Source organism: Pseudarthrobacter sp. BRE9 (genome assembly GCF_031844305.1).
Lineage (GTDB): Bacteria > Actinomycetota > Actinomycetes > Actinomycetales > Micrococcaceae > Arthrobacter.
This window is the reverse complement of sequence record NZ_JAUZUY010000004.1, coordinates 142733-157065: the sequence shown is the minus strand read 5'-3', so window position 1 is coordinate 157065 and position 14333 is coordinate 142733. Positions and strand designations below refer to the sequence as shown.

Sequence of the window (14333 nt, the reverse complement as noted above, 5' to 3'; positions counted from 1 at the left end):
CACGTCACATGCTGGGGCGTCCTACGGCGGCGTGACTTGCGCGCCTTCCTAGTCCGGATTCAGCGTCGCTCAACTCCGGGTCTGTCAGATTGGACTCTAAGCCTCTTCGAGTTGGGTGTCGGCGGATCCGAAATTGGACCCTATCCTGACGGAATTGACCACCGCTTCTGACGTCAGGTTGGGGTGTACCTCAGCTGACATCCGAATAGACAAGCCCCAGTTAGTGGTCACCTCGCCGTCGCCGGGACTGTCCGATAAACGGTGTGTCGAGTCCGGCCGGTTTTCATTGTTGAGTGGTTCTTTCGAACCGGCCAGCGAAGGTAATAGCGAACGCGTTTAGCGCAGGCTTCCACCTCATCACCCAGCGTGCACGGCCACCGCCGGTTGGATCAAGAGATCTGGTGACCAGGTATAGGCATTTCAGGGCAGCGGTCTCGTTCGGAAAGTGCCCGCGGGCCCTCACCGCCCTTCGGTAGCGTGCGTTGATCGACTCGATCGCGTTCGTCGTGCAGATGACCCGTCGGATCTCCACGTCGTACTCCAGGAAGGGCACGAATTCGGCCCAGGAGGATTCCCAGAGCCGTACGATGGCCGGATACCGCTGGCCCCACTCGGCAGTGAATTCGGCGAACCGGTCCTTCGCCGCCTGCTCGGACGGGGCCGTGTAGACCGGCTTGAGCGCCTTGACGATGCCGTCGCGGTGCTGGCGTCCGGCGTAGCGGAAGCTGTTGCGGATCAGGTGCACGATGCACTGCTGCACCACCGTCCGCTCCCACGTGGTCGTGATCGCCTCCGGCAGGCCTTTGAGCCCGTCGCAGACGGCGATCAGCACATCTTCCACGCCCCGGTTCTTCAGCTCCGAGAAGACCTGCAGCCAGAACCGGGCACCCTCGCCACCGTCGCCGGCCCAGATGCCCAGGATCTCCCGCTCCCCATTGGTGGTGACGCCCATAACGACGTAGAACGGGGTGTTGCGCACCTGCCCGTCACGGACCTTGACCACGACCGCATCAACGAACAGCACCGGATAGATCGGATCCAAAGGCCGGGCCGACCATTCGGCCAGTTCTCCGGCGACTTTCTCCGTGATGCGGCTGATGGTGTCTTTAGAGACTCTGGCCCCGTAGACCTCCTCGAAGTGGGCGGCGATTTCCCCGGTCGTCAGCCCCCGGGCAGAGAGGGAGAGCACGATCTGGTCGATCCCGTCCAGACGCCGTTTCCGCTTGGGCACGATCACCGGTTCGAACGACCCGTCCCGATCCCGGGGCACCTCAATCTCGACCGGACCGATCTCGGTCAACACGGTCTTTGACCTGGTGCCGTTGCGCATGTTGGCTGCGATCGGTGTCTGGCCGTGCTCGTGGCCGAGGTGCTCTGTCAGCTCGGCTTCCAGAGCGGTCTCCAGCACATTTCTCGTGAGTTGGTTCAGCAGCCCGCCCGGGCCTACCAGGCTCACGCCCTGTTCCTTGGCCTGCGCGAGCAACCGCTCCGCAAGCTCCTTCTGATCGATGATCTCTCCCGTCACAGGATCGATCATCACCCCTGCCATCTCGGACGTGGACTCTGACACGGCCGTCTCCTTTCGGATCAGGCCGGACTCCACACACCGTTATTCAGACAGTCCCCGGTCGCCCACAACTAGAGGCACCAACGACCGGGAGGTAATCAGGGTCGTGTCTTGGGGCGTCTGTTTTGTCCTCCGTCCCTAGCGTTGGGGTCGCGTGGGTTAGGAGACACTCCACCCGGCTAGGACTTGGTTGGTGCGTCTTTGCCAATTGAGTTGGGGTGGGTGGCCAATGGTGTGACTTTGATTTTCAGGTAGGGGTACATCGGGAAGTCGCTGAGAGTCCGGTGCAGTTCGTCGTTGGTGTCGACGTCGAACACGGAGTAGTTTGCGTATTCGCCAACTACCCGCCAGATAGCTGTAAGTCGCCCATCTTGCTGGATGGCCTGCGAGTATTCCTTTTCCAGCCGCTGAAGGCGTTCGATGTCTTGTGGGTTGAGGTGAGGCGGGACTTGGACATCCATGCGGGCTAGGAACAGCATTTTTCTCTTTCGGTTTGCTTTGAGGTGGGCTAGCGCACGCGGTATGCGGCGAGCTTGTCCTCGTCTATTTCCGCACCTACGCCGGGCACGTTACGTACGGTGATGGTTCCGTCCAGGATTTGGAGCGGGTCGGCCAGGAGGTCATCTGCCATGTCCAGGAAGTTGGACAATTCCCCTGCCCGGCGGCTGGATGCTTCGTGAGCGGCTCCAAAGGTGACGGTGGCGAGGGAGCCGATTTGGGTGTCGATCTGGTTGCCCATCGTCACGTCGACCCCTAGTCCGGTGCAAAGTCCCAGGATTTGGGTGGCTTCGGTGAATCCGGAGCGGGCGGTTTTGATGCAGATGGCGTTGCAGCTGCCGGAGAGCAGTTCCCGGGCGACGTCACCGGCGGTGGGTACTGATTCGTCGCCTACTACTGGTATCGGTGACTTGTCCACGAGACGTTGACGGCCCATGACTTCGTTGGCATCGCATGGTTCCTCGAGCAGCGTCAGGCCCAGGCCTTCGGTGCGGCGGAGGACTTCGAGGGCCTCGTTGGCCGTCCAGCCGCGGTTGGCGTCGAGGTAGATTTCGACGTCTTCGCCCAGCCCTTCGCGCAGCACGCGGCACGCTTCGATGTCGAGGGAGAGCGGCCTGCGCCCTACCTTGAGTTTGAAGGTGGTGATGCCGTAGATCTCGCCGAAGCGCAGGGCCTCATCGAGCAGTTCTTCCGCGGGGCGGAAGCCGAGCATGTGGCTGACCCGCATGCGGTCGGTGTAGCCGCCGAGCAGCTTGTGGACCGGTGTTTCGAGAGTCTTGCCGATTGCGTCCCAGACTGCGATGTCAACGGATCCCTTGGCGACGTGATTGTTGACGGTTCGGCCCAGCACGGCGTGGATTTGTTCCCGGTCCATCACCTCCATGCCAACCAGCTGGGGGGCGAACACGTTGTCGATGATTGCCGTAATGGATTCTTGGGTCTCGCCGTAGGTATATGGGCGGGGAGGAGCATCAGCGACTCCCACTATTCCGTCGTCGGTGTGGACGCGGACGAGGACATGGTCGGCGGTGCTGACCTCACCACTGGCGAACTTCAGGGGGTGCGTGTAAGGGATCGCGTAGGGGATCGCTTCGATTCGTTCAATTTTCACGGGGCGGTCCTTCCGGCTTCAGACCGGGGTGAGAGGGGCTGGCCTGGGAGCGGTATTGATGGAGAACCGCTGCGGGATCCTGGGGAAGGATCCCGCAGCGGCAGTCGCGTTAGCTCATCACTTGTGGTGATCAGGCCTCGGGGTCCAGGACGAAGTTGTAAGTAGTCTGCACTCCCTGCCCGTCGGGGCCGGGCTGGATGTCGAGCATCAACTCCGGTTTGGTCGCGGTGGCGATGTCGTCATCGTTATGCGGGTCCCCAGGGAAGTAGAGCTGCGTGGTCAGAAGCTCGGATCCCGGAGCGGAAACTTTCAGGTGCAGGTGGGCCGGACGCCAGGCGTGCCAGCCCGCTGCGGTGATGAGGCGACCGCAGGCCCCGTCGGTTGGGATCTGGTACGGGGCCGGCTGGATCGTGTTGATCTGGAAGTTTCCCTCGTCATCGGTGATGAAGGTACCGCGCAGGTTCCACTCAGGGATGTTCGGTGCGAACTGGGAGTAGAAACCGTCCTCGTCAGCGTGCCACAGCTCAATCTTCGCAAACGGCAGCGGGCGGCCGTCTGTGCTGCGGACCTGGCCCTGAAAGAGCATCGGGGTGCCCTTCTCACCAGGGCGCATGTCGATGGTTGCGGGGCTTTTGTGTTCCGGAGAGTTCGGGACGTAGTAGGGCCCCTCGATGGATCCCTTGTTGCCCTTGCGGTGGCTGGTCGCCACTTCCTCGACGGAATGCTCAACCCAGACGTCCAGAAACAGCGGCCATTCACCGTCCTCGCCGACCTGGATCAGCCACGCTTTGAGTGCGTTGTACTCGTCGTACGTGACCCTTTCTTCCAGCACGATGTCGTTCGTGGCTTTGATCAGCCGACCGGCGAGCAGGGCCACACGCTCCTGGCTCGTGGCTGCACCGGTCTGCTTCTTCTCACGGAATCGTTGCGTTGCGTTGGCGCCGGAGGAGGCAGCGGTTGCTTGTGCACTCATGTCTGTTGCTCCTAATACTTCAGGCGGTTGGGGTCTTGGGTTCGCTAAAGCTTCAGGAGCTTGGCGGCGTTGGTCCGCGCGATCTTGGTCAGATCGTTTTCGTTGAGTTCGAGGTTGTCGAACCAGGTTGCAGCCTCATCCATCCGCTCGAACGGGTAGTCCGAGGAGAAGAGCAGCCGGTCTGCCCCGATCTCCTGAATGGTGTTAAGCAGGGCAGGGGTGCGGAAGTTTCCGCTTGTCGTGAGGTGGAAGTTGTTGCGCAGGTAATGTCCAAAGGTTTTTTCGATGGAGATGCCGCGGGGAGCCACGGCGATCCTGTGGTCGGTGCGCCAGATGTTGAAGGGCAGCAGTTCGCCCAGGTGGCCGAGGATGATCTGGATTCCGGGGTGCCTGTCGAACAGTCCGCTGCCCATCAGTCGCAGCGCGTGGGTGGCGGTTTCGACGGAGAATGCCCAGGCGGACCCATATAGCCACGGGTGTCCGTCGTACTGCGGACTGCGCGAAGCCAGCGGGTCGCGGGGGTGAAGGTAGAGGGGCACATCGAGTTCCTCCACCGTGGCCCAGAACTCGGCGTACCGCGCGTCGTCCAGGTACACCACCGTGTCCTCAGTGCCGATCTGCGAATAGCCATTCACCAAGGCCCCGACAAGGCCCAGGTCAGTCACGGCGCGGCGCAGCTCCGCGACCGCGGCGTCGGGGTCCTGCATCGGCAGTGCCGCGAAGGAAGCGAAACGGTCCGGATTGTTTGAAACCTGTTTGGCGGCGTAATCGTTCAGTCGCTTCGACCAGTCCACGGCCTGCTCGGGATTGTGCAGCGACTGGATGCCGGGTGAGAGCAGTGACAGCACGGACTTTTCGATCCCGCACTGGTCCATCAGGCGAAGCCGGTCATCGTGGATGTCCAGCAGCATGTCCCGGCGTGCGGGCCAGGCGTCGGCGGTGAAGTGCTCCGCGGACTGCTCCACGATGTTGGGGTCGGTAGCACCGAAGTGCTCTTCAAGGGCGATCTTGGCAACCATAAAAGTACTTTCCTTTGAGAATAGGTGAAGCAGGGTCGGTGGCATCGGCCACCCCGGGGAATGTGGGTTGGTATGGACTAGGAGGCAGCGACTTCGGGGCGAGCCGCAGTGGTGACGGGGATCGGGAGCCGTGCGTCCTGGCGTTGCAGTTCCGTCTGAACGGAGTAGGTGTCGCAGGTCCTGCCGAGTGCGGTCTGGGCGGCGGCGATGCCCGAGGCGTGGCCGGTGGCGAAGGCGGTGCCCATGACCCTGAGTGATGACCCGGCGGCCTGGTCCCCGTCAAGAAGCCGGCCGGCGGCGAAGAGGTTGGTCCGGTTTACGCTCCTAAGGCAGTCCAGGGGAATGCCGAAGTAGCCGGGGTCGGCGATGAATTTCCAGATCGAGGGGACGCCGGGGCCCGGGTGGTACTCCATGGGCCATGCCCCGATGGCGACAGCGTCGTGACGGGGTTTCGGGAGAAGCACGTCTTCTTCTGTGAGGCGCAGGGGCGCGACCACATGCCGGGACTCCCGGGTGCCCAGTTCGGGTCCGGTGGAGACGATATAGGCGTTCTCGCAGCCGGGGACGGTCTTGAGCGCCTGGAGGTAGGCCTGTGCCTGGAGACGGGCGTGGGCTTCGGCCCGGCTGGTGTCCATGGCGCTGCGTGCGTCGTAGCCCTCGTCCACGAGGTAGGTGATGATGTCTCCGGAGACTGGGAGGCGGGCCACGAGTCCGGTTTCGGCGAGCAGGTTCGGCACGCCCGCGGTTTTGCTGGCGGTGACCGCCTTCTTCAGTGCGGCCCGTCCGGCGTCAACCTCGAGCGGGATCCCTCCGAAGCGGACTCCCAGGGTGCCGTTCTGTACCTTTCCGTCACGGCCGTAACGGACCTCTGCACCGCTGTGGTGGGCCAGGTCAGCGTCTCCGGTGGCGTCCACGAATGCACCGGCCGTGAATTGGTGGATGCCTTCGTGGTCTGCGACGCGGACGGCGGTGATGGTTCCGGCGGCATCCGCTTCCGCGCCCACAATGAGGGTGTGAAGCCGCACGTGCACACCGGATTCGGCGCACAGTTCGTCGAGGACGAATTTGACGTCTTCGGGTTCGAAGACGACCGTGACGGCGTTGTACTTGCGTGGTTCGCTGACGGCGCCTATTTCACGCAGCCTCGCGTACACGTCTTCCATGACGCCGAAGACGACCTGTCGCTGGTCTTCCTGGGTAAAGATCCCGGCGTACGTCACCACGTTGCGCAGGGTCGCGGCTCCGCCGAGGCAGGGTCCTTTCTCCAGCAGGAGTGTGCGGGCGCCGGCCCGGCTGGCGCCGACGGCTGCCGCTACTCCTGCCGATCCTCCGCCGGCGATGATGACGTCGTAATGCTTATCCAAAGTCTTGCCTTTCAAAGTGGAGCTGAAGGTTCGGGGGAAGTTACTGGGCGGGCTCGGCCGCTGCCACAGGGACGTTCTGGCTGCTGGCGGGCTTTACAGGGCGGATCGCCAGCATCGGGATCACTGCGAGCAGCGGGCCTGCTGCCAAGGCGAGGAATGCGAGCTGGAAGGAGGACGTCGCGCCGAACACCATGCCGATGACGGTTGGGACCACGGTGCTGCCCAACTGCCAGAAGGCGTTGACTCCGCCTGCTGCGGATCCGGCGAGTTTTTCGCCGGCGAGGGTGGGGATCATGGCGAGCATGATGGGGCTGTAGACGTAGGCGGCGATGCCAAGCAGCGGTGCGATCCAGAGGAACTGCACGCCGTCCGTTGCCGTGCTGAAAAGAACAAGAGTTGCCGAGAAGGTCAGCAGAATGCAGATGGTGAGGGTTCGGCGGGTCATTTTGATGGCGTCGGACAGGAATCCGATGAGGGGCTTGGAGAATATTGCGGTTGTACCGAAAATGACCACGACGATGCCGGCCTGCACGGGGTCGACGCCGACGCCTTTGGTCATGAGCAGATTTGACCAGGTGACGAACCCGTAGGTGCCCCAGAGGGCGCCGAAGCCTGCCAGGCCGAGCAGGATGAGGTTTCTGTTGCGCAGGAGGGGCTTGATCTGCGGCCGGGTCTTCTCTTGCGGGCCACTTTGCTGCTCTTTGCCGCCGCGCAGAAGGATCAGGCAGATAATGCCGAGGCCGATGGAGATGAAACCGAACAGGTGGTAGGAGGCCCGCCAGCTTGCCTGCTGGATCAGGGAAGGAACGACGGCGTTGGCGATAACGAGGCCAAGAGAGGTTGCTGTCATAAAGATTCCCATGGCAGCTCCGCGCTTTTCAGGGCGGAACCAGTTGGAGATCAGCCGGATGCCTCCGCCAAATTCTGCACCTGCACACAGGCCGATGCAGGCCTGGAAGACCAGGCCCATCTCCTGGGAGGTCGACTCGCCGAAGGCGAGCATGAAGGAACCGGACAGCAGAATGCTCAGCCCGACAATGAGCCGGCCGCCGAGCCAGTCGGCAAGGAAGCCGCCGAACAGGTTGGAGAGGACGTAGCCGATGTAATACGTGGTGGCGAAGAGTCCCAGCCCAGCCACGGCAACGCCGAGGTCTTCACCAACAGAACCGGCGGCGGGTCCCCAGGTGGCGCGGTCTACGGAAGTCATGGTGAAGGCAGCCCAGGCCAAGGTCAGGACCACCCAACGGTAGGGGGACTGGCGGATCGCAGGTTGCGAAGTCGTCATTGACTTTCTTTCTTTCAGGCAATTGACAGATGGGAAAGGGGGCGGGCTGCAGCGGTCCCTACTGTGAGTCTGAGATCCGTTCCCATAACTAACGGGACGGGTCTATGTCACACATCACAATATAGAAGCCCTTGATTGCAGGTATCCAATACCCTTTTCCGGGAGGGGGCATACCCTGAAGTTATGGCCAGGCAAGAGTCTTGCTCTGCGAAAGGACGCAACATGGAACTTCGGCAACTGCGCTACTTCGTGGCGGTTTTTAGCCAAAGGTCAATTTCCAGGGCTGCAGAACAGCTGCTAATCTCTCAGCCTGCCTTGACGCGCCAGATCCGCCTTTTGGAACACGAGTGCGGTACGCCGCTGTTTGAGCGTCTGCCCAAGGGCACCTTCCCGACTCCGGCCGGCGTGGCCCTCCATAAGCATGCTTTGACAATGCTGGCATTGGCCGGGTCCGCTCGGGACGTAGCGCGCCAAGCCGGGCCAGTAAGGCAACCTGTCGCTCTTGGGTTGGCGCCGGGTCTACCTTTCGAATGGGTGGACCGACTTCTCGTGGCAGTAGGCGCACAAGCACCCCTGGCTGAGCTGGAGCTGACAGACGGGGACACCACAAGCCAGCTAAGAATGGTCCGGGAAGGACGACTCGATATTGGCCTCGTGCATCAGGAACCCTCACAGGACCTTGTCGGCGGGCGCGTCAGGAAAGAATTCTTCGGGCTTGCCTGCCGCCCCGGACTGCCGGCGATCGGCGGCGAGACGGACTGCCGACTGGCCGATGTTCATGATCAACGAGTGCTGATTCATTCCAGGGAGCAATTCCCCCTCGGACATGACCGGCTGTTGGCAACCTCCCATGAGCTCGGTGTGGCTCCAGCCTGGCGGATTGCAACCTTCAACGAACATGCCCGCGCCTGCGCTGACTCCACGTCGTCGGTCGCGGTAATGCTGACCGAAGCAAGCGCCCGGCGACTCCTACCCGACTGGCACTGGAAGCAGCTCGTAGATCCAGCCATGGCCCTTGAGACGTGGCTGGTTCGCCAACCCGTCACGCGCGGAATCGTCGAAAACGTCGCCGACATCATCCTGGAGACATTCCAGTAGTACTTGGGACATCAGCCTTAAAAGAGTTTCTGGGACGCGTCTTAGCCCGAAACGCATTTTCCGCAATGCCTGGTCTGGGCATACTTCGACCACCGCGCGAAGTTGCCCAAGAGCAGGGCTTAGTAGGCGGCGGTGATGCGTTCCCACACTTCGTTGCCGTCGAGGTCAAGGCCCAGTTTCTTGACGTTCTGCTGCACGAGGAGCCGTCCGGTGTGGGAGAGGTGGGCGTGCATAGCGGCCGCTGCCGCCTCTCCGTCGCCCCGGGTGATGGCGTCGATGACTGGATCGTGCTCGTGTGCGATGTCCACGAGGGTGCGGTCAACGCCTGCTGTTGACGCGCCAAGTATCCGCGTTGACGCTCGCAGCCGGTTGATTATTTCCCGAATTCTGTGGTTTCCGGAGGCTTGGATGATGAGGTCGTGGAAGCGCTGATCGTGCATGAAGAACCGCGTCTCGTTGTCTGCGGTCGTGGCGTCTAGCATCTGTGTCATTTCCTGGCGGAGCGCCAGGACGAGTTGTTCTGACGCGTTCAGGGCTGCGCGGCGTGCGGAGGGGACCTCCAGTGCCAGTCGGACGGCGAATATTTCTGCGACGTCTTCCGGGCGGGGCTGAACGATCCGAAACCCCTTATTGCGTTCAAACCGAACCAGGCCGGCCTCCTCCAGGCGCAGCATAGCGTCACGGACTGGGGAGCGGGAGATGTCGAAAGACTCCGCCAATTGGTACACGGAATACAACTCGCCCGGCTTCATCTCGCCTGACATGACCGCGGCTCGCACTCTGTTCATGACCTTGCCCGTGAGGGAGGTTTCGGGCTCTCCCAAGGGTTCGAACGAAAGATCATGTCGTGCCATGAAATTTACCTTATCCCAGCGGAAGAGCCCGCCCTGAAGCCCTGTGAGAAAAGGGGCAGAGCTGGCCGCGCTCTCCACTTCGCAGCGATCACCCTTTCACGTGTCACATGTAGCATGTTACTGTTGTCGCGATCACAATGGAGTGACCGCCATCGGCGGCCAGACGAAACAGAGGGAACATGCACAAAGCTGGCAACCCCGCCCAGCCGGTTCCGTTGGATACCAGCGAACTGACCGAGGCGGAGAAGAAGCAGACCATGCGGAAGGTGACGTGGCGACTCGTCCCACTGCTCATCATCGGCTATTTCATCAGCTACATCGACCGCGTTAACATCTCATTCGCGAAGTTCGGCTTCGAAGACGACTTCAACATGGACGCCGCCACCTACGGCCTGGCCGCCGGCATCTTCTTTCTTGGCTATATCCTCGCCGAGGTACCCAGCAACATCTTCATGGTCCGATTCGGTGCCCGTAAATGGCTGGCCCGCATCATGATCTCCTGGGGCATCGTGGGTGCTTTGATGGCAGGCGCCTGGAACTCGGAGTCGGTAATCGTTCTGCGCTTCCTCCTTGGTGTCGCCGAGGCGGGCTTCTTCCCCGGCATCATCCTCTATCTGACGTACTGGTACCCCAACCGGGAACGCGCCAAGGTGGTGGCGACGGTCATGATGGCCATCCCGATCGCCGGCTTGGTTGGCGGACCGCTGAACGGCTGGATCCTTGATACCTTCGGCGGTCTGCTGGGCCTCGATGCCTGGCGGTGGATCTTCCTCGTGGGCGGCATACCCGCCGTCGTGCTCGGCATCGTCTTCCTCTTTACGGTCTCGGATTCGCCGGCGAAGGCCAAATGGCTGACTGACCGGCAGCGGACGTGGATTGCATCAACGATTGCGGCCGAGGACGCCACCCGCAGCCAGACTGCCCCTAAGGGCCACTGGGCTGCACTTAAAAACAAGAGGGTCCTGGTCCTGGCTGCCGTTTACTTCCTGCTGCAGTGCGGCTCTTACCCGCTGATCTACTGGCTGCCGTCGGTGATTAAGGGTGTCGGGCCCGGCTTCGATGCAACGACCATCGGCTGGCTGAGCGCCATCCCGTTCCTGGCCGCCGCGGTCTGCATGTACGTGGTGGGAAAGACGGTCTCAACCCGCCGCCCGTCACCGCCGCTCATCATCGCCTTGGCGGTTTCGACGCTCGCGTTCGCGGCAACTGCCCTCCTGCTGGGCTCAGTACCAATGTTGGCTTTCCTTGCTGTCATCATCGCCACCATGGCGATCCAGACATCGAAACCTCTCTTCTGGAACCTCCCCACATCCTTCCTCGCCGGCGTCGGCGCCGCCAGCGGCATCGCACTTATCAACTCGCTGGGTAACGCTGCTGGTTTCTTCAGCCCGCTGGCCTTCGGGTGGATCCAGGATGCGACCGGAAGTTCCGCCGTGTCGATCACGGTAATGGTCGCCACCAATGGCCTCGCCGCGCTTGTCGTGGTCGCACTCATGCTGTTTGGCCGCCGGAAAGCAGCCGGAGCACCGGCGGAAAAATAGCCACCTCTGCAACACATTTGGTGACGGCCTGGAGGACCAGGCCGTCACCGCACTCTAGGAGAAGATATGACCCTCGTCGCCCTACGTGAGGACCTCACCACACGCGCGGCCTACGTTTCGGACGCCTCGATCTACCGGCGCGTGCCCGCGGCCGTGGTTGAACCCCGCTCTGTGGAGGAGATCCGCGATGCCTTGCGCATCGCGGCAGAACGCGGCTGGTCCGTTACCTGCCGCGGGGGCGGCACCTCGGTGGCAGGCAACGCCATCGGTGATGGACTCATCATCGACACGAGCCGGTACTTCAACCAGATCCTGTCCATCGACCCCGAGGCGCGAACAGCGCGGATCCGGCCTGGTGTGGTGTGCGATACGCTGCGCGACGCGGCCGAACCGTTCGGCCTTACCTACGGGCCCGACCCCTCAACGCACTCGCGCTGCACCGTCGGCGGGATCTTCGCCAACAACGCCTGCGGTTCCCACTCCGTCGCCTGGGGAACAGCGGCAGACAACATCGTCTCGCTCAAGCTCATGCTTGCTGACGGGCGCGAGATCGAAATCGGTGCTGACTACTGCAGCGACCCGGTTATCGAGAACCAGCTCAAACGGCTCCGCGATAAGCACCTGCGCATCCTGCGGACCGAACTGGGCCAATTCGCCCGCCAAGTATCGGGGTACGGGCTTCACCATCTGCTTCCCGAGAACGGCTTTAACGTGGGCCGGGCCATGGCCGGGACCGAAGGGACCTGCGGGATCATCACGGAGTTGATAGTCCGGCTCGTCGAGCGGCCACGGGCCACCGCGCTGGCCGTGCTGGGTTTCTCCGATGTCTTCGCTGCGGCAACTGCCGCGCCGCTTCTGCGCCAGCCCGGCGTGTACACAGTCGAGGGCATGGGAGCGGACCTTCTTGCCGCACTGCGTTCACGTCCCGGCCAGGCCATGGCAGGATCCGAACTGCCCGCGGGTGGAGGCTGGCTCTACGTGGAGGTCGGTGGGGAAACCCCCGAAGATGCCGGTGACGCCGCCCGGGCCCTGGTCGACGACCTGGCCCGGGACGGGCGGATCGTGGACTCTGTCGTCGTGACGGAGAACAGTCAGGCACGTGCTTTGTGGCGGATCCGCGAAGCCAGCGCCGGCATCGTCACCCGACTGCCCGACGGCGGCGAGGCCTGGCCGGGGTGGGAGGATTCCGCCGTGCCGCCGGAGCATCTGGCGGACTACCTTCGCGATCTGTATAAAATCCTGGACTCCCACGGGCTGCGTGGCATACCGTTCGGCCACTTCGGCGAAGGCTGCGTGCACATTCGTATCGACTTCAGCCTCGGGTCAGAAGAAGGCGTCCTGGGCTACCGGAAGTTCATCGAGGAAGCAGCCACCCTGGTCGCCCGATACGGCGGGTCCGTCTCCGGTGAACACGGGGATGGGCGCGCACGCTCGGAACTGCTGCCATTGATGTACTCAGCGGAAGCCCTGACGGCCTTCGCGCAATTCAAGAACATCTTTGACAAAGAGAACTTCTTCAACCCCGGTGTCCTCGTCAACCCGGAACCGCTGGATCAGGGCATCCGCCCCGGCCCCGGAAACCGCACCTTCGAGCTCACTCCCGTGCATGCTTTCAGCCATGATGGCGGATCCTTCGCGGGCGCCACGAACCGCTGCGTCGGCGTGGGGCTTTGCCGGTCCGACGTCGGTTCCATGTGCCCCTCCTACCAAGTGACCCGGGACGAGGTCCATTCCACCCGCGGCCGGGCGCGGGCGCTGGGGGAGATGCTGCGCGGGGAATCGGTAACTGACGGCTGGCGATCCAAGGAAACCCTGGAGGCACTGGACCTGTGCCTGTCCTGCAAGGCCTGCTCCACCGAATGCCCCGTCAACGTGGACATGTCCACGTACAAAGCCGAATTCCTGCAACACCACTACAAGGGTCGTATCCGCCCCATGGCCCACTACGCGATGGGATGGCTGCCCCTCACATCGCGCCTGCTGGAGGCTATCCCTGGGGCCGCCCGGTTCGCCAACTGGACCCTCGGGTTCCGCCCGGTGGAAGAACTGGTCAAGCGTCTCGCCGGCATCGAACCCAAGCGCCGCATGATCCACTTCGCACCCCAAACCCTGCGAAAGTGGTTCACAAAACGTGCCGCCTCAGCTGCACAGCCGGTTAACCCGGACCAACCCACCGTGATGCTCTGGCCCGACACCTTCAACAACTTCAACTCACCCGGCGTCGGCCAGGCCGCCGTCGAGGTACTGGAGGCACTGGGATACCGCGTGGTCCTCCCTGACGGACAGGTATGCTGCGGCCTGACGTGGCACTCCACCGGGCAGCTGGACATGGCCAAGCGGGTCATTACCCAGACCCTGAAAGCACTGGGGCCTGCCTTGGACGCAAACATGCCAATCATTGGGCTCGAGCCCTCCTGCACCGTCATGCTCACGGACGAGATCACCGAACTCCTGGCCGATGACCCTCGGGCGGCCAAGCTGGCCAGCCAGGTCGTGACCCTGGCGGACATCGTCGCGGCCCATCAGGGGCCATGGCCGTTCGGTGAAATCAACATCAAGGCCATCTCCCAGGTGCACTGCCACCAGGAAGCGAAAGGGTCCTACGACCCCGACAAAGCGGTACTGCAGAAGCTTGGCGTGGACACAGACATCATTGGTTCCGGCTGCTGCGGACTTGCAGGCAACTTTGGTTTCGAGCCTGGACACTGGGACGTCTCACAGGCACTGGGTGAACGCGAGCTCTTTCCCAAGGTGCGAGGCAAAGACGGGAACACAATCGTTCTGGCCGATGGATTCTCCTGCCGAACCCAGGTGACACAGGGCACCGGAGCCGACGCCAGTCACCTTGCCGAAGTTCTGAAACTGGCCCTGGACCAGAAGACCGTCCAACCCGAATAAACCGCCGCACCAGAGAAATATTCCGGAAACGGGACGGCTCCTGCCCGGAGGCGGCACCGACAGACCACTTATGGCACGGCCGACCCGGCCTGAAGAAGAGGAAAGAAACAACGATGAAGACATCG

The 14333-nt window shown here is 62.6% G+C and carries 11 protein-coding genes; 3 read left to right on the top strand and 8 right to left on the bottom strand.

Annotation, left to right across the window (positions count from 1 at the left end):
• Nucleotides 1-283: 283 nt before the first annotated feature.
• The 7 genes from Q9R31_RS10495 to Q9R31_RS10465 all read right to left on the bottom strand — a co-directional run bounded on the left by Q9R31_RS10495 (nucleotide 284) and on the right by Q9R31_RS10465 (nucleotide 7817).
• Nucleotides 284-1537 carry an IS256 family transposase gene (locus Q9R31_RS10495; protein WP_041653295.1) on the bottom strand — a complete coding sequence of 418 codons (1254 nt, stop codon included), beginning with the start codon at nucleotides 1535-1537 and terminating at the stop codon, nucleotides 284-286.
• 209 nt (nucleotides 1538-1746) lie between these two features.
• The gene (locus Q9R31_RS10490) at nucleotides 1747-2046 is read right to left on the bottom strand and encodes a muconolactone Delta-isomerase family protein (protein ID WP_311262669.1); all 300 of its coding nucleotides are present in this window, start codon (nucleotides 2044-2046) and stop codon (nucleotides 1747-1749) included.
• A 29-nt stretch (nucleotides 2047-2075) separates the two neighbouring features.
• Nucleotides 2076-3176: an enolase C-terminal domain-like protein gene (locus Q9R31_RS10485; protein WP_311262668.1), complete on the bottom strand. Its 1101-nt coding sequence runs from the start codon at nucleotides 3174-3176 to the stop codon at nucleotides 2076-2078.
• A 130-nt stretch (nucleotides 3177-3306) separates the two neighbouring features.
• Nucleotides 3307-4149, bottom strand: coding sequence for a catechol 1,2-dioxygenase (catA, locus tag Q9R31_RS10480; protein WP_311262667.1), 843 nt, complete (start codon nucleotides 4147-4149; stop codon nucleotides 3307-3309).
• 44 nt (nucleotides 4150-4193) lie between these two features.
• Complete coding sequence (locus Q9R31_RS10475; protein ID WP_311262666.1) at nucleotides 4194-5168, bottom strand: amidohydrolase family protein; 975 nt, start codon at nucleotides 5166-5168, stop codon at nucleotides 4194-4196.
• A 77-nt stretch (nucleotides 5169-5245) separates the two neighbouring features.
• The gene (locus Q9R31_RS10470) at nucleotides 5246-6532 is read right to left on the bottom strand and encodes an FAD-dependent oxidoreductase (protein ID WP_311262665.1); all 1287 of its coding nucleotides are present in this window, start codon (nucleotides 6530-6532) and stop codon (nucleotides 5246-5248) included.
• 40 nt (nucleotides 6533-6572) lie between these two features.
• Entirely contained in the window at nucleotides 6573-7817 is a 1245-nt protein-coding gene (locus Q9R31_RS10465; RefSeq protein ID WP_311262664.1) for an MFS transporter, read from the bottom strand.
• 222 nt (nucleotides 7818-8039) lie between these two features.
• On the opposite strand from Q9R31_RS10465, the gene Q9R31_RS10460 reads away from it, so the two are divergent.
• Nucleotides 8040-8915, top strand: coding sequence for a LysR family transcriptional regulator (locus Q9R31_RS10460; protein WP_311262663.1), 876 nt, complete (start codon nucleotides 8040-8042; stop codon nucleotides 8913-8915).
• A gap of 119 nt (nucleotides 8916-9034) precedes the next feature.
• Here Q9R31_RS10460 and Q9R31_RS10455 read toward each other — a convergent pair whose 3' ends face one another.
• Nucleotides 9035-9769: a GntR family transcriptional regulator gene (locus Q9R31_RS10455; protein WP_311262662.1), complete on the bottom strand. Its 735-nt coding sequence runs from the start codon at nucleotides 9767-9769 to the stop codon at nucleotides 9035-9037.
• 179 nt (nucleotides 9770-9948) lie between these two features.
• Between Q9R31_RS10455 and Q9R31_RS10450 the strand changes: the two genes are divergently transcribed.
• Entirely contained in the window at nucleotides 9949-11310 is a 1362-nt protein-coding gene (locus tag Q9R31_RS10450; RefSeq protein ID WP_311262661.1) for an MFS transporter, read from the top strand.
• 66 nt (nucleotides 11311-11376) lie between these two features.
• Nucleotides 11377-14208, top strand: coding sequence for an FAD-binding and (Fe-S)-binding domain-containing protein (locus Q9R31_RS10445; protein ID WP_311262660.1), 2832 nt, complete (start codon nucleotides 11377-11379; stop codon nucleotides 14206-14208).
• Nucleotides 14209-14333: the final 125 nt, after the last annotated feature.